This is a genomic window from Polaribacter sargassicola (assembly GCF_021991835.1).
Lineage (GTDB): Bacteria > Bacteroidota > Bacteroidia > Flavobacteriales > Flavobacteriaceae > Polaribacter > Polaribacter sargassicola.
This window is the reverse complement of sequence record NZ_JAHDAU010000004.1, coordinates 51,767-72,065: the sequence shown is the minus strand read 5'-3', so window position 1 is coordinate 72,065 and position 20,299 is coordinate 51,767. Positions and strand designations below refer to the sequence as shown.

Annotated in this window: 16 protein-coding genes and 1 pseudogene; 5 read left to right on the top strand and 12 right to left on the bottom strand. The window is 28.2% G+C overall.

Annotation, left to right across the window (positions count from 1 at the left end):
• Nucleotides 1-28 precede the first annotated feature (28 nt).
• Complete coding sequence (locus tag KI686_RS07895; protein ID WP_237588736.1) at nucleotides 29-1,477, bottom strand: TonB-dependent receptor; 1,449 nt, start codon at nucleotides 1,475-1,477, stop codon at nucleotides 29-31.
• Nucleotides 1,478-1,555: 78 nt separating this feature from the next.
• Here KI686_RS07895 and KI686_RS07890 point away from each other — a divergent pair, with 78 nt between their 5' ends.
• The 4 genes and pseudogenes from KI686_RS07890 to KI686_RS07875 all read left to right on the top strand — a co-directional run bounded on the left by KI686_RS07890 (nucleotide 1,556) and on the right by KI686_RS07875 (nucleotide 7,440).
• Complete coding sequence (locus KI686_RS07890; protein WP_237588735.1) at nucleotides 1,556-2,338, top strand: MBL fold metallo-hydrolase; 783 nt, start codon at nucleotides 1,556-1,558, stop codon at nucleotides 2,336-2,338.
• A 224-nt stretch (nucleotides 2,339-2,562) separates the two neighbouring features.
• Nucleotides 2,563-3,798, top strand: a pseudogene (locus KI686_RS07885) (DUF4331 family protein).
• A 93-nt stretch (nucleotides 3,799-3,891) separates the two neighbouring features.
• Nucleotides 3,892-5,187: a tetratricopeptide repeat protein gene (locus KI686_RS07880; protein WP_237588734.1), complete on the top strand. Its 1,296-nt coding sequence runs from the start codon at nucleotides 3,892-3,894 to the stop codon at nucleotides 5,185-5,187.
• Between the two features lie 21 nt (nucleotides 5,188-5,208).
• Entirely contained in the window at nucleotides 5,209-7,440 is a 2,232-nt protein-coding gene (locus KI686_RS07875; RefSeq protein WP_237588733.1) for a TonB-dependent receptor, read from the top strand.
• A 110-nt stretch (nucleotides 7,441-7,550) separates the two neighbouring features.
• On the opposite strand, the gene KI686_RS07870 is transcribed toward KI686_RS07875, so the two are convergent.
• The 10 genes from KI686_RS07870 to KI686_RS07825 all read right to left on the bottom strand — a co-directional run bounded on the left by KI686_RS07870 (nucleotide 7,551) and on the right by KI686_RS07825 (nucleotide 18,194).
• Nucleotides 7,551-8,099 (bottom strand): GNAT family N-acetyltransferase, encoded by a 549-nt coding sequence (locus KI686_RS07870; protein ID WP_237588732.1) that lies wholly within the window; start codon nucleotides 8,097-8,099, stop codon nucleotides 7,551-7,553.
• Nucleotides 8,100-8,236: 137 nt separating this feature from the next.
• Nucleotides 8,237-9,826, bottom strand: coding sequence for a M1 family metallopeptidase (locus KI686_RS07865; RefSeq protein WP_237588731.1), 1,590 nt, complete (start codon nucleotides 9,824-9,826; stop codon nucleotides 8,237-8,239).
• Nucleotides 9,827-9,939: 113 nt separating this feature from the next.
• Complete coding sequence (locus KI686_RS07860) at nucleotides 9,940-10,722, bottom strand: anti-sigma factor (RefSeq protein WP_237588730.1); 783 nt, start codon at nucleotides 10,720-10,722, stop codon at nucleotides 9,940-9,942.
• A 3-nt stretch (nucleotides 10,723-10,725) separates the two neighbouring features.
• Nucleotides 10,726-11,256, bottom strand: coding sequence for an RNA polymerase sigma factor (locus KI686_RS07855; protein ID WP_237588975.1), 531 nt, complete (start codon nucleotides 11,254-11,256; stop codon nucleotides 10,726-10,728).
• Nucleotides 11,257-11,339: 83 nt separating this feature from the next.
• On the bottom strand, nucleotides 11,340-13,292 hold the full coding sequence (locus KI686_RS07850) for a DUF3858 domain-containing protein (protein ID WP_237588729.1): 1,953 nt from the start codon (nucleotides 13,290-13,292) through the stop codon (nucleotides 11,340-11,342).
• Nucleotides 13,292-14,371 carry a 3'-5' exonuclease gene (locus KI686_RS07845; RefSeq protein ID WP_237588728.1) on the bottom strand — a complete coding sequence of 360 codons (1,080 nt, stop codon included), beginning with the start codon at nucleotides 14,369-14,371 and terminating at the stop codon, nucleotides 13,292-13,294. The genes KI686_RS07850 and KI686_RS07845 overlap by 1 nt, the downstream gene beginning before the upstream one ends.
• A 25-nt stretch (nucleotides 14,372-14,396) precedes the next feature.
• On the bottom strand, nucleotides 14,397-15,062 hold the full coding sequence (locus KI686_RS07840; protein WP_237588727.1) for a YggS family pyridoxal phosphate-dependent enzyme: 666 nt from the start codon (nucleotides 15,060-15,062) through the stop codon (nucleotides 14,397-14,399).
• The gene (locus KI686_RS07835) at nucleotides 15,062-16,012 is read right to left on the bottom strand and encodes a D-2-hydroxyacid dehydrogenase (protein ID WP_237588726.1); all 951 of its coding nucleotides are present in this window, start codon (nucleotides 16,010-16,012) and stop codon (nucleotides 15,062-15,064) included. The genes KI686_RS07840 and KI686_RS07835 overlap by 1 nt, the downstream gene beginning before the upstream one ends.
• 45 nt (nucleotides 16,013-16,057) lie before the next feature.
• A complete protein-coding gene (gene serC / locus KI686_RS07830) occupies nucleotides 16,058-17,125 on the bottom strand; it encodes a 3-phosphoserine/phosphohydroxythreonine transaminase (protein WP_237588725.1) in 1,068 nt (355 codons plus the stop codon).
• Between the two features lie 4 nt (nucleotides 17,126-17,129).
• The gene (locus KI686_RS07825; protein WP_237588724.1) at nucleotides 17,130-18,194 is read right to left on the bottom strand and encodes an acyl-CoA reductase; all 1,065 of its coding nucleotides are present in this window, start codon (nucleotides 18,192-18,194) and stop codon (nucleotides 17,130-17,132) included.
• A 70-nt stretch (nucleotides 18,195-18,264) separates the two neighbouring features.
• Between KI686_RS07825 and KI686_RS07820 the strand changes: the two genes are divergently transcribed.
• The gene (locus KI686_RS07820) at nucleotides 18,265-18,612 is read left to right on the top strand and encodes a 4Fe-4S dicluster domain-containing protein (RefSeq protein ID WP_237588723.1); all 348 of its coding nucleotides are present in this window, start codon (nucleotides 18,265-18,267) and stop codon (nucleotides 18,610-18,612) included.
• A gap of 63 nt (nucleotides 18,613-18,675) precedes the next feature.
• Here KI686_RS07820 and KI686_RS07815 read toward each other — a convergent pair whose 3' ends face one another.
• Nucleotides 18,676-20,190, bottom strand: a complete 1,515-nt coding sequence (locus KI686_RS07815) for a carboxypeptidase-like regulatory domain-containing protein (RefSeq protein ID WP_237588722.1) — start codon at nucleotides 20,188-20,190, stop codon at nucleotides 18,676-18,678.
• Between the last annotated feature and the right edge of the window lie 109 nt (nucleotides 20,191-20,299).

Here is a 20,299-nt window from a genome sequence, read left to right as displayed (position 1 = left end):
ACTTTAAAAAAATAAAAAGGTTTAAAATTTATTTTTTTATTCTTGATCTAGAATAACCAAATAGTCTTTTTTGTTTAATAATTTCTGCAATTCCTTCTGGTAACATTTCTTCCCAACCTGCTTCTCCGTGTAGAATCATTTTTAAAACTGTACGAGAAAAAATATCTAGATTTGCTTTTTCAAAGTCGTCAATATTTATAAGTTTTCCGTTATTTTTAAAGAATTTGTATAATTCTTTCATTCTTGGGTGTACCTTTAAACTTTCTACAGAAATGTATTCATCAGAATTTGTATCATGATAAGGGTACATGTACACTTTTAAATCTCTATAAAATAATTTACCAAAAGCTTCTAAGATTCCACCACTTAAATTTCTATAATACTTTTCTTCAAAAAGTTCTATAAGGTTTTGTCCACCAAGAGTTAAGCCCATTCTTTCTTTAGTAAACTCACTAAAATACTCTACTAATTTAAAGTATTGTTGAAAACTGGTAATCATTACATTCTGCCCAAGAGAACATAGTAATTCTGCTCTGTCTAAAAAGTCTCTTTCGTTTATTTTTCCTTCGGATGTAAGATTACTTAATGTAATTTCAAAAATAACTTGAGTTTTATTTTCTACTACTTTATTTTCTGCTAAAAATAATTTTTTAGATTTTTCGTACATATCCATATTTACCTTAGTAACAGGTCTAAAGCTACCACGTAAAGCTAAAATATTTTTTTTGTAAAGTACTTGTGCAGGTAAAAGGTTGTTTCCATCAGGACCAAACATAACGGCGTTTGTCATTCCGTTTTTTAATAATTGTAAACTCATTAAACGGTTGTCTACATACATAAAACGTGGCCCAGCAAAATTAATCATGTCAATTTCTAACTGATCGTTACCTAAATTATCGTAAAAAGATTTTATTAAATCTTTAGGACTGTCATTTAAGTAGAAAGCACCATAAATTAAGTTTACACCTAAAACACCTAACGTTTCTTGTTGTAAACGAGCGTCTGTTTCTTTAAAACGTAAGTGTAAAATAATTTCGTTATAACCTTCTAAAGGGTCTAGCTGAAAACGGATACCAACCCAACCGTGACCTTTAAATTGCTTGGCAAAATCTATGGTAGTTACAGTATTTGCATAAGAGAAAAATAATTTATCAGGATGTTTTGCTCTACTAAGTCGATCTTCCATTAAATCGATTTCGTGACCCAACATTTTTTTTAAACGAGGTTGTGTAACATAACGTTTATCTTCTTCCATACCATAAATAGCATCAGAAAAATCTTTATCATATGCACTCATTGCTTTTGCTATGGTACCAGAAGCAGCACCAGATCTAAAAAAATTACGAGCAGTTTCTTGGCCTGCACCAATTTCTGCAAAAGTTCCGTAAATATCTCTGTTTAAATTTATTCTTAATGCTTTACTTTTAGTAGTTGGTACACTACTAATTTCTTGATCTCCTTTTAAAGAAATTGCCATATGATACTATTTTATCGTTTAAAACAAATGTAATAAATTAGACAGCTATCAGTCAATTTTTATCTTATTTTTGTTGAAATGGAAACAAACAAAAAACAACTACATATTACTTTTTTGGGTACAGGTACATCACAAGGTATACCTATGATAGCAAATAACCATCCTGTATGTATTTCTAAAGATATAAAAGATAAGCGTTTAAGATCTTCTATTTTAATTTCTTGGGATGATGTTTCTTATACCGTTGATTGTGGTTTAGATTTTAGACAACAAATGTTAAGAGAAAATGTACAATCTTTAAATGGTGTTTTTTTTACGCATGAACATGCAGACCATATTGGTGGTTTAGATGATTTACGTGCTTTTTGTTACAAAATAGGAGATATGCCTATTTATTTAATACAAAGAACGCTCTCTAATTTAGAGCAAAGGTTTGATTATATTTTTAGCAAAGTAAATAGATATCCTGGCGCACCAAGTGTTAAACCGTTTGTTATAGACAAAGAACCTTTTGTTGTTAGTAATTTAAAGGTAATACCAATAAAAGTTAACCATGGTAAACTGCCAATTGTTGCATACAGATTTAATGACTTTGCTTATTTAACCGATGTAAAGTTTATTTCTGATGAAGAAAAACAAAAAATATTAAATTTAGATGTTTTAGTAGTTAATGCATTAAGAATAGATGAGCATCCAACACATTTTAATTTACAAGAAGCTCTAGATTTAATTGAAGAAATAAAACCTAAAAAAGCATATTTAACTCACATTAGTCACATGTTAGGTTTTCATGAAGAAGTTTCTAAAGCGCTTCCAGAAAATGTGTTTTTGGCCTACGATGGACTAAAAATTACAGTATAATTTTTTTGTTAAAGACTAAAAATCTTTTAAAAACAGCGCTATTTTTTAGTGCTGTAATCTCTTTTTGTAAAAAAAATAAAAAATATTTCCTTCAATTTGCCCTTTGTTTATAGGGTTTTCTTGTTTTTTTTAAAAAAAATAAAACTTTTTTAAAACCATCATTGCTTTTTACTCGTAAGTATATGTGAGATTCAATTATTAATTAACTTATAAAAACTCACACAATGAAAAAAACAAAAATTTTAGTAGCAACCATTTTTGCTGTGGCAATTGGTTTAATTACAATTGCAGCAGACCATATTGATGCTCCAGATTCACAAGGTACAACGGCAGATATTACAGATTTCTATGCTTTTCAAGGAGAAGACACAGATAATATTGCTTTTGTAGCTAATGTACAAGGTTTGTTAAGTCCTACTGCATCAGAAACAGCTTCTTTTGATGAAAACGTTATGGTAGAATTTAATATTGACACAGATGGCGATATTATAGAAGATTTAGTAATACAAGCAATTCCTAGAGATGGAAAAATGTATTTCTTTGGACCTTATGCACCATCATCAACAGGATTAAATAGTACAATTAATGAAATGGCAACAACATCTGAAGTTGATATAACTGCTTACGGATCTTCTGCAATTACATCTAATAATAATGGGATGAAGTTTTTTGCAGGGCCAAGAGATGATCCTTTCTTTATGGATTTTGCTCAATACGGAGAAATTATTGCAGGTAATGCAACTTCATTTAATAGTCCGGGTTCAGATACATTTGCAGGTACTAATGTATTATCTATTGTTGTAGAGGTTCCTAAATCTATGATTGGTGGTACAGGTACAATCAATACTTGGGTAGAAGCAAAAACAAAACAATAATTTTTAATCAAACTAAAACTTAATATTATGAAATTTAACAATATAAAATATTTAGCAATTCTAACATTTTCTCTTTTGGTAGTTAGTTGTAATAATGATGACGATGATATGGAAATGGTAATGGATACAGATTTTTCTGGAACTTATGTGCAAAAAGATCAAATGGGAAGACCAGCTGTAAATACAGTTTTTGTTTCTTCGGATAGCAAAGATGCTTTTAATACAACAATACCATCAGAACAAAACACAGCATTTCAATCTATGTTTCAAACAAATTTAACAGGATTAAGTCCTGCTTATGCAAATGAAGGAGATGCAAATGCATTAGGTTTAGATGCGGCAAGTTTTACAGGATTATTAGCAACAGATGTTTTAAATGTTTCTTTAGATGGTACTACAACTTTTTATGATGGTACAAATGTTTTAACAGGTAGAGCTTTAGCAGATGATGTTATTACAGTAGAATTATTGTTGATTTTTGGAGGTGAAGATTTTACAGAAAACCCAACACTATCTAACGATAATGTAGACGGAAATGATAAAGAATTTTTGTCTTCTTTTCCTTATTTGGCAAATCCTTGGTAAGAGGAATTATTTTAGAAACTGACATGATTTGGGGGGATTATGTCAGTTTATTTAACTAACTAACTAACTAACTAACTAACTAAAATTTATATCATGAAAAATATCCAACTAATTCTAATGATAGTAACTTTTGCTTTAACCGTAGGTTGTAAAAGTGAACAAGAAACTAAAATAACAAACCCTAATGAATATGCTGCTTTTTTAGATGTTACAGATAATACACATTTAGCAAAAGCAGAAGCAGAACTAAGTTTTTGGGACAATAAAATAGCATCTACACCTAATCAATATCCTTATTATTTAAAATTAGCAAGTGCAAATTCTCGATTATTTAAGCTAACAGGTAATATTGATGAATTAAAAAAAGCTGAAAAAAACTTATTATTAGCCAATAGTAAAACAAATTTTAATAATGCAGGGTATTTAAGAAGTTTATCAAAAAATTATATTTCTCAACATCGTTTTAAAGAAGCTTTAAATTTATTATTAAAAGCAGAACAAAACGGAGAAAACCTACAACAAACAAAGTATATGTTAATAGACGTATATTTAGAATTAGGAGATCTTAAAAAGGTAGAACACTATTTATCTGATGTTAAAAATTTAAAAGATTTTGATTATTTAATACGATTATCAAAATACAACGATCATATAGGTAATTTAGATAATGCAATTACATATTTAGAAAAAGCATTGTTAATAGCCAAATCATCAAAAAAAGAAGGTTTAATTCAGTGGAATTATACAAACTTAGCAGATTACTATGGTCATGCTGGTAGAATTAAAGATTCTTACAACGCTTACTTAAAAGCTTTAGAAATAAACCCTAGTAATAGTTATGCTAAAAAAGGAATTGCTTGGATAGTTTATTCTTATGAAAGAAACCCCGAAGAAGCATTAAATATTTTAGAAACAGTAACCAAAGAAAATGCAGCGCCAGATTATCATTTATTAAAAGCAGAAATTTTAGATTTTATGGGAAATATTGAAGAAAAAGAAAACCAAATAAATCAGTATCTATCTAAAGTTGCTAATAAAAAATATGGGGCAATGTATGCAAAATATAATGTGTTATTATTTGCAGAAGATGTTAATAATACATTAGAAGCTGTAAAAATTGCAGAGGCAGAAGTTAATGCAAGACCTACAGCACAATCGTATGATTTACTTGCTTGGGCTTACTATAAAAACGGAAACCAACAAGAAGCAATTAAGATTACAGAAACTTATGTAATTGGTAAAACTTTTGAGCCAGCAGCTTTGTTGCATTCTGCATATATTTTAAAAGCAAATGATAATTTGTTGGCGGCTAAAGAACTAAAAGAAGAACTGTTAAAAAGCGTATATGAATTAGGTCCTTTAACAGAAAATGCCGTAAAAAATATTTAATTTCGCCCAAAATTTTATCAAATGAAAAACAAGTTAATTTTAATTTTTATTTTAACAGTTTGCACCAATATTTTTGGGCAAAAATTTACTGGTGTTGTTTTAAATTCACTTAATGAACCTTTAGAGAACGTATACATCATCAATCAAACATCTAACACACACACACACACAAATGAAGTAGGTAATTTTATTTTAGAAAATACAAAAGTAAACCACACCGTTCAAATCAGTATTTTAGGTTATGCTACCAAAACAATAAATGTTACCAACGATATTCTTAAAAATGGTGTAACTATTATTTTACAAACCAAAATTTTTCAATTAGAAGAATTGGTTTTACGTAAAGAAATTAATGCTTTACAGACTTTAACAAATATAGACTTACAGGTAAACCCTGTAAATAATTCTCAAGAAATTTTAAGAAAAGTTCCTGGTTTATTTATTGGTCAGCATGCTGGCGGAGGAAAAGCAGAACAAATATTTTTAAGAGGTTTTGATATAGATCATGGTACCGATATTGCTCTTTCTGTAGACGGAATGCCAATAAATATGGTTTCTCATGCACACGGACAAGGATATTCTGATTTGCATTTTGTAATACCAGAAACCATCCAAAAAATTGATTTTGGTAAAGGTCCTTATTATGCAAACCAAGGAGATTTTAACACCGCAGGTTATGTAAATTTTTCTACAAAAACGGCAATCGATAAAAGTATGATTTCTGTTGGTTATGGAGATTTTAATTCTTTAAGAACTGTAGGTATGTTTAATCTATTAGAAAAATCTAAAAATAACGATGCTTATGTTGCTTTAGAATATATAGAGTTTGATGGACCTTATGATTCTCCTCAGAATTTTAACAGATTAAACCTTTTTGCTAAATACAATACGTTTTTAAACGGAAAAGACAAACTTACTTTATCTGCCTCTCATTTTACAAGTTCTTGGGATGCTTCTGGGCAAATACCTAATAGAGCTGTAGAAAATGGATTAATAGGTCGTTTTGGTGCTATTGATGATACAGAAGGTGGTTATACTTCTAGAAGTAATTTAAACGCTCAATTGCAAAAAACATTAAATAACGGAGCTATTTTACAAGCAAATACATTTTATTCTAAATACGATTTTGAATTGTATTCTAACTTTACATTCTTTTTAGATGATGCGGTAAACGGAGATCAAATTAAACAATTTGAAGATAGAAGTATTTACGGCATGAACGCAAAAATTATCAATTCTAAAGAATATGGTAATGTAGAAGCTAAGTTTATAAAAGGTATTGGTTTGCGTTACGATTTAATTGCTGATAACGAATTATCACACACAAAAAATAGAAGCGAATTAATTAATAACATTCAATTAGGAGATGTAAAACAAACTAATTTATACGCGTTTTTTAATTCAGAATTCGAAATAGGAAAATTTAAAGTAGCGCCTTCTGTTCGTTTAGATTATTTTAAATTTTTATATAATGATGCTTTAAGTACAACATACAAAACATTAAGTAAAACAAAAGCAATTGTAAACCCTAAATTAAACTTTTTATATACTCAAAATGATAATTTACAATGGTTTTTAAAATCAGGAATTGGTTTTCATTCAAACGATGCAAGAGTTGTATTACAAGATAATGCAGATAAGATTTTGCCAAGAGCTTACGGTGCCGATTTTGGAAATATTTGGAAACCTACTAAAAATTTAGTGTTTAACACAGCAGCTTGGTACTTGTTCTCAGAAGAAGAATTTGTATATGTAGGTGATGCAGGTATTGTAGAACCGTCAGGAGAATCTGAACGTTTTGGGTTAGATTTAGGAATCCGTTATCAAATATCAGATCAAATTTATTTTGATACAGATGCAACCTTAACACACGCAAGAAGTTTAGAAGCAGAAGAAGGAGAAGATTACATTCCGTTAGCACCAAGTTTTACAATGGCAGGAGGTTTATCTTTTACTAATTTAGGTAAATTTTCTGGAGGATTACGTTATCGTTATTTAGCAGACAGACCCGCAAATGAAGATGATTCTATAACAGCAGAAGGATATCTTGTTAGCGATTTTAATATAAATTATAGTGTTAACAACAATTTAGTATTAGGTGTTGCATTAGAAAATATTTTTGATGTAGAATGGAACGAAACTCAATTTGCAACAGAAAGTAGATTGCAAAATGAAGCTTCTTCTGTAGAAGAAATTCATTTTACACCAGGTACACCATTTTTTGCAAAAGCAACCATAACTTATACTTTTTAATAAAAATAGTTTGGTTAGTTTTTAGTTGGATGAAATGCCCTTTACTTTTATAGTAAAGGGCATTTTTATTATTTAGGTAAACTCTATTTAGCTTTTAGATTATATTAAATCTATTCCCAATTCCAAGAAAGAATATTCCATTCATCTGTATCATCTTTAAAAGTGTTAATCGTTTTAAAACCCACTTTTTCATGCGCTCTCATAGATCTATGATTGCTAGAAGATACCTCGGTTAGTAATAAATCAAATTTAGAAGCGTAAACATCTTTATGTTTTTCATAAAGAGCTTTAAAAATCCCTTTTCCTCTATGTGTGTCTGCAACACAAACTTGTCCCATTACATAATAATTTATGTTGCTTAACTTTGTGTTTTTATAATTAATACTTTCAAAAACGGTAAACATTGGTACCAATACCGGAATTAAATCTTTATAATCTTTTAACATTGTTAAAGCATAAGCAATTACTTTACCATTATCTACAGCAATAATGTGCTTAGCTTCATTATTCATTTTTGTTAATAAATCTAAATTGTGTTTTACCGTAACAAAACCATCTACTTTTTTTAATTCTTCCGAAACATTATCGTAATGATTTGCATGTTGTAAATCTAAAATTTGTTGTAACTCACTTTTAGATTCTGCTAACTTTAATTCCATTTCTAATACTTTATAAAAATCAATTTATTAATAATAAATAGTGCATTTAAAATGCAGAGCAAAGTTAGATTTTAAAAGAATACAAGTAGGTAGTTTTCTACTAAATTAGCATCAAATTATAAGTTTTATAATTAAAATTAATTTTTATCTTCAAATAACAACCAAAAATCAGGATCTAAGAGTACGCTATCTGGTTTTTTTTCTACTGGAATTTTAAATGAGTTAGATTTAGAGTTGATTTCTATTGTTTCTATTTTAGTAATTTCACCATTTTTAATTCCGATTTCTAATGGAAAATTAAATGTAAAATGATCTTGAGTTTGTTTTATTTCAATAACAAGATTTCCTCTTTTATATTTCCAACTCCATTTTAACTCCGGATACCCTTTTACAAACAACCATTGATTAAAAAATGATTCTAAATTTTGGTTAGAAACCATTTCCATTTCTTTTTGAAAATCAGCAGTCATTGCATTAGAGTTTCTGTACTTTTTATAATAAGCTCGTATTCCGTTCCAAAAAGCTTCGTTACCAATTTTGTATCTTAACATGTTAAGAAACCAACCGCCTTTTTGATAAGTATTGGTACTTAAAACTTTCTTTGGATCTTTAATAGAATTGTCTACAATTGGAGAAGGATTTTTTTTGTAATAAGCTATAATTTGCTTTTTATCAAGAGCTAATTCTTCTTTTCTTTTTTCATTACCATACATTTCTTCTTGGTACAGAATTGTAAAATAAGTAGCAAAACCTTCGCTTAACCAAACATGATTCCAACTATTTTCTGTGGCAGAATTACCAAACCATTGATGTGCAATTTCATGAGCAATTAAACTTTCTACTTTATTTTTTCCGCTTACAGAATTCTCAAAATAAGTTATTGTTCCTGCATTTTCTAAACCTCCCCATTGTGTTTTTGCCTGAATGTTGGCTAGTTTAGAGTAAGAATAAGGCCCAATATTTTTTATATAATATTCTAAAACATTGGTGGCAACTGCATAATCAGAAAAACCATCTAATCTATTTTCTGGGTAAACCCAAGCTGTTACAGGTATCTCATTAACAACACCTAAAAGTTTACTAGCAAATTTTGTAACACCAATAGTAATTACTTTTGTAGCAACTGGTGCGGTTTCTTTATACCTGGTAAGTTTTAATCCTTTACCTAAATTACTTTCTTCTACTTTTTTACCTGTAGCAACAACATCATATTTTTCTGGCGCTGTAATAGCAAATTCTATGGTTGCTTTATCATAAGGATGATCTACACAAGGCAACCAGTTTCTAGCTAAATTTGGCCAATTATCACCATAAAAAGAACGTTGACCAAATTTTGTTTTATCAATAACTAATCCTTTTTCTGCAATACCATGATATTGGATTTTGTAGGTTTTTATTTTTGAATTATCTATTGTTGGGGTAATTACAATTTTATTATTAATAAATTGATAATTTGCTTCTTTATCACCTTCAAAAACATTGGTTATTTCCATTCCGTAAACTTCAGTTTTACCAATTAAATCTAAAGAGAAAGTTGTAATTCCTTCTTTAAAATTAACTGTAACCAAAGTTTCTCCTATAATTTCGTTATTGTTATCATTTAGGGTAAGATTAAATACATAGCTAAGTACATCTGCATAAGTATTTCTTTTGTAAGTGTCTTGAGCGGCAATTGTGTTTGTAAAAAGTACAATTGCAAGAATAATCCATGAATAATTTTTTTTCATAGTTAATTTTCTAAGTTTAGTTTTAGTTTAAAATCTAAATTTAGGAAATTAAAATAGAATTTAGACTTCATATAAAATGAAGTTTCTAAAGTTTTAAGAAAAAAATGTTCCTTTTAAGAAGAAACGGCTCCTAAAGTATATAATTGCTCTAGAGTAGGAGAGGCGCTACCACCAGCAGGCTCTAAAGTAATACCAAATGCTTCTGACTGATTAGCGTTTTCTATGGTAAATATTTTATTTGTATCTGCTGTAAAAGTATCTAAAGTACCTAAACTTGTAGGTGTAAGCGGGCTAAGTTTTAAAGACCAAACTTGATAAACTTTGCCTTTTGGCGGTTCTGGTAAACCTTTGGCATCTAAGTAAATACTGTTTGTTTTTTTATCCCAATAAACTTTAGCATAAGAAGTTGGAGATACTTTTTGACCAGCTAATGGTATTGTAATAATATCTTTATCTCTAAAGATTTCTATTAATTTTTCTGCAGCAGCTAAATTTGTAGATGCACTGTCTATTTTAGACTCTAATTGTTGCTTTTCTGTTGCTATTTGTTCTTTTAATTTATTGTTTTGAAGTACAGATAAAATTAAAGTAGAACCCAATATAATAGCAGCAACCCAACCGATATATTGAGACCAATTTGTTTTAGGTTTAGTAATAGAAATTACTTTAGGCTCATTAACTTTTAATTGATTTTTAATTGATGAAAATGAATAAGAAGCATCTTTTTTAGTAGCAGCAGTTAGTTGTACAATCGCTTTTTCTATCGATTCTACCTCTGCTAATAACTCAGGATTTTCTTGAATTGTATTGTACACCTCTTCGTTTTCTTTTTCAGAAAGCGAACCTGCAACATACAGTTCTAAAATTCCAGATGCTATGTAATCTTTTATATTCATTTTTTATACACCTAACATTGAGCGTAATTCGCCAATACAGGTTCTATTTCTTGTTTTTATGGTGCCAATTGGCATGTTTAATTCTTCTGATGCTTCTTTTTGTGTAAAACCTTTAAAATAAATTAATTCTATAACAGATTTACATTTTTCTCCTAAATTAGTTACAAACTTTTTTAAACCAATTGTGTTGGTTGTGCTGTCTAAACTAGAAGATGTTTCTAATATATCTACGAAAAAATCTGAGTTAAGGTTTTGTTTAGATTGTTTAAATTTTTTAGAACGAGTATAATCAATAGCTGCATTTCTAGCAATATTAAGTATCCAAGTAAAAAAACGTCCTTTTTTAGCTGAGTAAGATTCAGCATTATTCCAAGCTTTTATAAATACGTCTTGAGTAATTTCTTGGGTAACATCATCATTTTTAACAATATTATTTACAACTCCAGAAATACTATCACAATACATATTGTATAGTTTTTCATAGGCTTTAACATCCTTTTGTTGAAATTGTAAAATTAATTGATCTTGGTTTATCATCTATCGATGGCTAAAATATCAATTAAAAATGATATTTGATGTTTAATTTTTATTTTAATTGATTTTAAAGAATAATATTTTTAAGATTTTAACTCTAAAACAATATCAGAACTTTCTGATTGTATTACCTTATTAAAGAAAATCTTTAAGTATTCGTAGTCATAAGGGTTAAAGATTTCTTTTTTAATATTAAAGCGTACATAAATAATTACAGAATTATCTTTCTTAAGACTTTTAATGGTGAAATTTCCTCCGTTTTCTGGTAATGCAAATGCTTTAGATTCTGGTATTTGAGTTACTATGTAGTTTTCGGGAAAAGTTAAGTTTAAATTAAAACGATTAGACCTTGCATATGCAAAATCTACAGGATAATTTCTTTCTTTTAATTTAAAAGGATTCTCTTTTATTCTATCAAAAAAGAAAGGATTAATTCTAATTTTATTTGTTAAATCATCATTAGAGATCATTTTTATATCGAAGACTTCTGTTAGAGGTTTTTCTAATTTATCAACATTTTCAGCTTTATAAGAATCTACTTCCACATCAGAATATTTATTTTCAAAAGATTCTAAATAATCATTTTCAGATAAACGTTTTATTTGTTGTCTTTGGTTTAAGGCTTCGTAACCTTGTTTTCTAATTGTTAAAGAACCTTCAAAATCTCCATCATCATTTAATTTTAATATAGCATTAATAGTTTTAGAGGTTTGTATTTTGGGTTTTAGAACAATCCAATTACTTTCTTCTTTGTAATTAATTAATCTTGCTTTACCATTAATACATCTAGAAGGTATTTGTCCGAAAGGTAAAAGTTTGTTAGTTGCATCTAAAAAATATTCATTTCCATCAATAACAACTTGTACAATTACATAATTAAAATCAAAAATTACAGGGAACAATTCTGTAGGAACTCCGTTATCTCTGGTAGATAAAATTACCAAATTAGCTTCTATATCTGCAGCATTTAAACTGTTGTATAGAGAAAGATTAATTTCACCAGCACTACCTACTTTATCATCAAAAGCATTTTTTATTTTTTCATCTTTACTATTCCAATATTTATTATTCCAAGTAAAATGATTTTTTATAAAAGTATAAATCTCTTTAGCTTTTGTTAATTGATCTTCTATGTTTAATATATTTTCTGGTATGTTTTTTCTAAAAAAGCTTTTTTTAGAAGTTTGGTTGTTTAAAAAGATGTCTTTTAATTGTTTGTCTGCTTTTTTCCATGTTGTTGTATATTCTTCTACAACTCCTCTTGTACTTGTGTAGGTTTCTAAATCAAAAGATAAGCGAGAAATATAGTTTTTCTTACTTAACATATAATCTTCTTCTTTAAAAGCAGGAATATCGTTAATTCCGTAAGAATAAATTACACAAGCACCTTCACCTACACCCTCAATATAAAGGCAATTTTTTTTGATAGAAGGATTGTCTTTATCTAGTTTTAAGTAACCAACTAGCCTAACATTGTATTTATAGTTACCAAGAATAGCAGCATCTAATTCGCTTTTTATTTTTGGTATTGAAGACTGAAAATACCAATCATCTATGCCAAGATATGGAGAAATTATACTGTAAGAATACTCTATAACACTACCTACTTTTAAATTAGGCATAGTAAATTTTGTTGAGCTCCAATTATCAGAATCTTTTAGTTTAAAAATTTTATCTTTATTGATAGTAGTTTTAGAAAGTCCTCCGTTTTCAGCTAAATTATAAGTGATTGCTTTTACATCTATCGCTTTTTTTTCTTTGTATAGATTTATTTCAACATCAGCAAAATCGAAAGCAGCTTTATCTAGAATTTTAATTCTGTAGTAATAATCTGTTCTTGTTTTATAATCAAACTCTGGGTCTAAATAGATGTTTGCATGTTCATACAAAACAACTGCTGTGGCAGTAGAATCTTTATCGTAAACAGTCATTCTTAATTCATCTAAAGTGGTTTGCCCCATTTTAGATGATTTGTTTTTTTGAGAAAATGAAAAGGTTGATAGAAGGATTAATAATACTAGAGGAGATAATTTCATTATAATCTTATTATTTTTTGAACTTTACTTCTATTGATGTAATTTTTAATAATGTTTTTTGCTTGTAATTTATTTTCTATAGGTGTTAGTACAGATTTTAAAATATCTAATTGATTTTCTTGAAATTTTAAATTTGTATAACCGTAACCAAAAACTTCGTTATTTTCTATTAAAATAATGGCATTTTCTTCTACATCTCTACCTTTTTCTATGATGATAAAATTATCATTATTAAAGTTTTGAAAACTTGTTTTTTGTTTTTTCTTAAAATTAAATTTAGGAGACAATACTTCTAACTCAATAGCGTATTTAAGTCGAGTAAAAAGCTCATTACCTGTTTTGTCAAAAGAAATAGATTGCGCTCTTTCTTGAATTTTAATAGCTCTTCTAGTTGCTTTTAAGAAAAGCTTATTTAATTCTGCTTTAATATCTTTACCCTTACCTATAAAAATTACTTTACCATTTGTATCATGTACAAAAAAGATACCTTGTACAGCAGGTATTTCATCTATTAAAGTTCTTAATTTTTGTTTTTCTACCCTTCTATCAAAATATTTTATAAAACTTTGTATTATTGATTTATTGGTGTCTTTCTCTAAAAGTAGTTTAAATAATTGTACAGTTGCCAATGCATCTCCAGAAGCTCTATGTCTATCTGTCATTGGTATTCCTAAAGATTTTGTTAGTTTACCTAAACTATAAGAAGATTGGTCTAAAATTAGTTGTTTACTTAATTCTACAGTACAAAGTGTATTTCTATTAAAATCATAACCAAGTCTGTCAAACTCTGTGCTTAAAATTCTATAATCAAAAGAAGTGTTATGAGCAACAAGAATACAATCTGTAGTAATTTCTATAATCCGTTTTGCAACTTCGTAAAATTTTGGAGCATTTTTAAGCATTTTGTTGTTAATACCAGTTAGTTTAACAACAAATTCTTGAATGGGTTTTTCTGGATTTACTAAACTAATAAATTGATCTACTATACTGTGACCGTCAAATTTGTAGATAGCAATTTCTGTGATGCCTTCTTCATTAAATTTCCCTCCAGTTGTTTCAATATCTAAAATTGCGTACAAATTTCTTTCTCTTTAGCTGATAAATTTACTGATTATAATTTCTATTACCAAATATAGAACTACCAACTCTAACCATTGTGCTACCGTTTTTAACAGCTAGTAAATAATCTCCACTCATACCCATAGATAAAGTATTAAAAGAATTGGTTGTTTGTTGTTGATTATCAAAGAAAGTTTTTAAAGAAAGAAACTCTTCTGCTAACTGTTTTTGATTATCTGTAAATGTAGCCATGCCCATAAAACCAACAATTTTAATGTTTTCTAATTCTTTTATTTCTTCAGAAGATAAAATAGTTTCAATATCTTTAAAAGATAAACCAAATTTAGTTTCTTCTTTGGCAATTTTAGCTTGCAATAAACAATTTATAATTCTATTGTGTTTTTTAGCTTGTTTATTGATTTCTTTTAGGGTTGAAAATTTATCAACTCCATGAATTAAATCTACAAAATGAGCCATGTATTTTACCTTGTTACTTTGTAAATGACCAATCATGTGCCATTTAATATCTTTAGGTAAGGCTTCATATTTTTCAACCATTTCCTGAATTTTGTTTTCACCAAAAATGCGTTGTCCGGCATTATAAGCTTCTTGCAAATCTGCAATAGGCTTGGTTTTAGACACAGCAACCAAAGTTACTTCTTCAGGAAGTGATTGTTTTATGTTTAATAAGTTTTCTTTTATTGTGCTCATTAATTTAATAACTCTACAATTTGATTTGCCAATTCTAATCCAATTCTATCTTGTGCTTCTACAGTTGCAGCACCAATATGTGGTGTTAAAGATAACTCAGGATTCATTAATAACTGAATTTCTGGAGAAGGTTCATTTTCAAAAACATCTAAACCTGCAAATTGTACTTTTCCGCTTTCTATAGCAGTTATTAAATCTACTTCATTTAAAACACCACCTCTTGCGGCATTAATAATACCTACACCATCTTTCATTTTATCAATTTCTGATGCTGTTAAAATATATTCTTCTTGTGCAGGTGTGTGTAGAGTAATAAAGTCTGATTCTTTTAATAAATCATCAATTTCTACAGTATCAATATTAAAAGTTACTTTTTGCCCATTAAAAAAATCTAATGTTATTGGTGCATTTGTAATTTCATTATCAGTAGCTAAAACATTCATACCTAAACCAATGGCAATTTTTGCAACTTCTTGGCCTATTTTTCCAAAACCGATAATTCCAATTGTTTTTCCTCTTAACTCAATTCCGTTAGCATAAGCTTTTTTCAAATCTTTAAAACGAGAATCTCCTTCTAGTGGCATTTCTCTGTTAGATGAATGTAAAAAACGCGCCAATCCAAATAAATGTGCAAAAACCAATTCTGCTACAGAGCTAGAAGAAGCTGCAGGTGTGTTTATTACGTGTAAACCATTTTCTATAGCATAATCAACATCAATATTATCCATGCCAACACCACCGCGTCCTATTAATTTTATACTTGGGCAAGCCTCAATTAATTCTTGTCTTACTTGGGTTGCGCTTCTTACTAAAATAGCATCAATATTATTTTCGTTGATGAAATTTTCTAGTTGATTTTGAGCCACTTTTACAGTTAATACTTCAAAACCATTTTTTTCTAAAGCTTCTTTTCCGCTATTAGAAATACCATCATTTGCTAATATTTTCATTTATATGTTTCTGTCTGTTATTTAATTATAATGACGATTTGTATTTTATTTTTGAGTTCTTTCTAGTTCTTGCATAACATCAACCAAAGCTTGTATACTATATAAAGGCAATGCATTGTACATACTAGCTCTATAACCACCAACACTTCTATGCCCATTTAAGCCATTAATACCTGCTTCTGCCCACATAGTATCAAAAGTTTCTTTTAAACTTTCATCAGTTAAAACAAAAGTAGCGTTCATAATACTTCTATCTTCTTTTGCTACAATTCCTTTAAATAAAGGGTTTCTATCAATTTCAGCATATAAAAGTGCCGCTTTTTTATTGTTTACTTCTTCAATAAATTTAATTCCGCCTAAATCTTTTAACCACTGTAAAGTTAGCATAGAAACATATACAGCAAAAACAGAAGGAGTATTAAACATACTATCTTTATCTATATGAATTTGATAGTTTAACATAGAAGGAATGTGTCTTTCTACTTTGCCTAAAATATCTTCTTTAATAATTACTAAAGTTGCCCCAGCAGGTCCCATATTTTTTTGAGCTCCGGCATAAATTAAATCGAATTTTTCGAAATCTAATTGACGCGAAAAAATATCAGAACTCATATCGCATATTAAAGGAACATTTGTTTCTGGAAAATCTTTAATTTGTGTACCCGCAACAGTATTGTTACTTGTGCAATGAAAATAATCTGCATCTGTAGGAATTGTATATCCTTTAGGTATATAGTTGTATCCTTTATCTTTAGAAGAAGCAACTTCTATCATTTCTCCAAAGGCTTTTGCTTCTTTTATAGCTTTGTCAGACCAAGTACCTGTATTTAAATAAGCTGCTTTTTTGTTTAATAAATTGTAGGCAACCATTAAAAACTCCATACTTGCACCACCTTGTAAAAACAAAGCTTTATAACCTTTGTTTTCTAAGCCTAAAAGCTCTAAAGCTAAAGAGCGTGCTTTTTCCATTACGGCAACAAAAGGTTTACTTCTGTGAGAAATTTCTATAAGAGATAAGTTATCATCATTAAAATTGATAATTGCTTCAGATGCTTTTTTAAGTACTTCTTCTGGTAAAATACAAGGACCAGCACTAAAATTATGTTTTTTCATTATTCTATAAATTTGATAAAAATTCTAAAGTATTTACACCATCTGCAAAATCGGTTAATTTTGGATGTTGTGTTTGCCCAAAAGCAACTTCATTTTCTATAAAGTCTTTGGCAACAATACATTGAATTTTTTCTTTGTCTTGATATAATTTTATTTTTAAATCTATTTCATTATCGTAATATTCATAAAAAACGGTTGCAATAGGAGATGAGTAGCTTTCATCTTCTTTAATCATTAAAAAACCATTTTCTAACAAATCAAACTCGCTCATTAAATACACTGCCTTGTTGTAATCGTAATTATTAGCATATTTAGCGTTGTTAATTATGTCTCTTTTAGCATACATTCCTGTAAAAAAAGCATCAAAATTATACCCTTTAGGCACGTAGATTTTAGAGACACTTCTGCAACCTAAACCAAAATACTGAAAAACGTCATCAGACAATTTTATTAAATCATCTTCTGTTTCTTTGCCAGTTAAAACGGCTACAGAATTTCTGCTCTTTCTAATAATATTAGGTTTATTTTTAAAATAATATTCAAAATAACGTGCAGTATTATCACTTCCGGTTGCAATTACAGCATCAAAATCAGATAATTTTTCTTCTGTAAATGTAATTTTCCCTTTAAAACCTTCTTCTACATGCTCTAAATATTTTGCAATAAAAGGCAATAAATGTTTATCGTTAGAAGATTGTTTAACTAAAACAGAATGACCAGAAATTAAAACGGATAAAAAGTCATGAAAACCAACTAAAGGAACATTACCAGCTAAAATAATCGCTACTTTTTTAGAAGAAAAAGTTTCTGAAATAACACTGTTTTTAATGAAGTTTTCTAAATTGTTGTTATTTAGTGATTTACTCCAGGTGTTTAATGTGAAAAGTAAATTATCTTTTGTAAACCAAGAATTTTTTTCTTCAGATAACTTTATTTGATGCTTAAATACATCAAAAAATATTTCATTATACTCAATATTATCTTTTTTTATGATTCCTTCATTAGAAAACTGACTTAAAAAGTCTCCTAATTTTGCGAATGCAGTAATTCTATTTTGAATACTAATCATTTATTTTGGTTGTCTATAATTTTGGCTTTATTTTTGCATTTGCAAAGGTACAAAAACAGAAGAGAAAATTATGGCTATTATTATAACAGATGAATGTATAAATTGTGGAGCTTGTGAACCAGAATGTCCTAACACAGCAATTTACGAAGGTGCAGATGATTGGAAATATGCAGACGGTACAAACTTGTCTGGTAGTGCAGTATTACCAAGTGGTAAAACTATAGATGCAGACGAAGATCAAGAACCAATTTCTGATGAAATTTATTACATTGTGCCAGATAAATGTACAGAATGTAAAGGTTTTCATGAAGAGCCACAATGTGCTGCAGTTTGTCCTGTAGATTGTTGTGTGCCAGATGATGATGTTGTAGAAACAGAAGAAGAGCTTTTGGCTAAGCAAAGCTTTATGCACGACTAGTAAGTATTTATTTTTTTTTAGATAAAGAATCCCCAAATTGTTAAGATTTGGGGATTCTTGTTTTTAATTATATTGTTCTAAATATTTATTAATAAATGTTTTGTTTTTCCAATCAGAGTTTTGGTATTCTTCTTCGGTCATAAAAGGCGTTTTCTTCTTAACGACTTCTTTTATTTCTTCTTTTGTTAGTTGTTTAAGACTATTTTTATCAATAGCAACAACTTTATTTACATAAGTTTCATAACTTTCGGTAACATCTACTTCTACTTTAATGTTAAATTTTACTTTGTTTTTATCTCCTGCATTTTCTATAAACTTTATAGGTCTGTCTACATAAGCATAATTAGCACTTGTTTCTTTTAAATAAGAGGTATAAATTTTATCATCTTCATTTTTTTCATAAAAAATAGTAACATCGTGTACATTTTCTGAAAATTTAATACCTAATAGAAATTTTAAATTTATATGATCTCCACGTTTGCCATCTGCAAAACGATATTTTATTTTTTTGATTGAAAAATCTGTAGGATCAATATACATTTTACCAGTATATTTTGATTTTGACTTATCTGGTGTAAAAGAAATTACATAGTATTTTTTTGTGCCTAATATTTCATTTTCTTCTAAATGATGTTCATAATATTTTTGATTCAAAAAATTTCTTTCTGATGAATACATAAAAAAGTTGCCCTTGTTTTTTATGTTTCTAAGTGGATAACTTCTGTAATAATCTATAAAACGATTGTCTTTTGCTAGCGAATCTGCCATTTTAGAGGTTTCTGCTAAAGACAAAGAATCTTCTACTTTAAAAAGTCCAGATTTTACTTTATAAGTATTTTTAGAATTTAAATGGTTTAAAACAATATTTTGCAATTTTTCGGTAATGTTTTCTACAGTAACGCCATCTCCAATATCAATGTTTTTATAACCTTCTGCATTTTCTACTTTAAAGATGTCAATCTTTCTTTTTAGTTTTTCTGAGTACTGTCTTTTATTTAAAATATCAATTTTAAATTCTGTACCAAAAGCAGGTTTTTTCTTTTGAAGATTGTTTGCAAATTTTGTTAAATCTTGTTCTGCTAATTTTCTTTTTTTTCTACTTAATAAAGAACTAGATTTTAATTCGAAATCTAATTTTTTAAAATCCATATTTTGATTTTCAATAGCAAAAACTTCTTGTTTTACAGGAGATGAAAGGTAATTTTCACTCATGTTTTTAGTCGTTTTTATCAGTAAACTATCTAATGATATTTTTGTGAGGTTTAATTGAAACTCATCTAATAAATTTACGTTTTCTAATAAGTTAACAACGTAGTTATTTTTTATTAATAATGTTTTTGTAATTGTTTTAGTTTGATAACCTAAACAAGAGATAGTAATTGTTTTTACATTGTCTAAGTTTAAGATGTAATTACCAGATTCATTGGTGGTTGTGCCAGATTTTATATCTGTTAAAAGCGCTGCGTTTTCTATAGGTTTAGAAGAGTTAAGATTGATAACTGTACCTGAAATTGTTTGAGAATTGATTACTAAAATATTAAAAAATAGTAATGTAAAATAGAGTATTATTTTTATCATATTTGGTTGATTTTTGATAAAAGTAGCATTATTTGTATTTAATAATTACAACACATTTTAAGTTTAACAATACATTATATTTCAGGCTCTTAAAATTTCTTAAAAAGCT

What these genes read in the sequence shown, in the direction of transcription:
- KI686_RS07895 (WP_237588736.1), bottom strand. Translation starts at nt 1,477, where the DNA reads ATGGCAATTTCTTTAAAAGGAGATCAAGAAATTAGTAGTGTACCAACT.
- KI686_RS07890 (WP_237588735.1), top strand. Translation starts at nt 1,556, where the DNA reads ATGGAAACAAACAAAAAACAACTACATATTACTTTTTTGGGTACAGGT.
- KI686_RS07880 (WP_237588734.1), top strand. Translation starts at nt 3,892, where the DNA reads ATGAAAAATATCCAACTAATTCTAATGATAGTAACTTTTGCTTTAACC.
- KI686_RS07875 (WP_237588733.1), top strand. Translation starts at nt 5,209, where the DNA reads ATGAAAAACAAGTTAATTTTAATTTTTATTTTAACAGTTTGCACCAAT.
- KI686_RS07870 (WP_237588732.1), bottom strand. Translation starts at nt 8,099, where the DNA reads ATGGAATTAAAGTTAGCAGAATCTAAAAGTGAGTTACAACAAATTTTA.
- KI686_RS07865 (WP_237588731.1), bottom strand. Translation starts at nt 9,826, where the DNA reads ATGAAAAAAAATTATTCATGGATTATTCTTGCAATTGTACTTTTTACA.
- KI686_RS07860 (WP_237588730.1), bottom strand. Translation starts at nt 10,722, where the DNA reads ATGAATATAAAAGATTACATAGCATCTGGAATTTTAGAACTGTATGTT.
- KI686_RS07850 (WP_237588729.1), bottom strand. Translation starts at nt 13,292, where the DNA reads ATGAAATTATCTCCTCTAGTATTATTAATCCTTCTATCAACCTTTTCA.
- KI686_RS07840 (WP_237588727.1), bottom strand. Translation starts at nt 15,062, where the DNA reads ATGAGCACAATAAAAGAAAACTTATTAAACATAAAACAATCACTTCCT.
- KI686_RS07835 (WP_237588726.1), bottom strand. Translation starts at nt 16,012, where the DNA reads ATGAAAATATTAGCAAATGATGGTATTTCTAATAGCGGAAAAGAAGCT.
- serC (WP_237588725.1), bottom strand. Translation starts at nt 17,125, where the DNA reads ATGAAAAAACATAATTTTAGTGCTGGTCCTTGTATTTTACCAGAAGAA.
- KI686_RS07825 (WP_237588724.1), bottom strand. Translation starts at nt 18,194, where the DNA reads ATGATTAGTATTCAAAATAGAATTACTGCATTCGCAAAATTAGGAGAC.
- KI686_RS07820 (WP_237588723.1), top strand. Translation starts at nt 18,265, where the DNA reads ATGGCTATTATTATAACAGATGAATGTATAAATTGTGGAGCTTGTGAA.
- KI686_RS07815 (WP_237588722.1), bottom strand. Translation starts at nt 20,190, where the DNA reads ATGATAAAAATAATACTCTATTTTACATTACTATTTTTTAATATTTTA.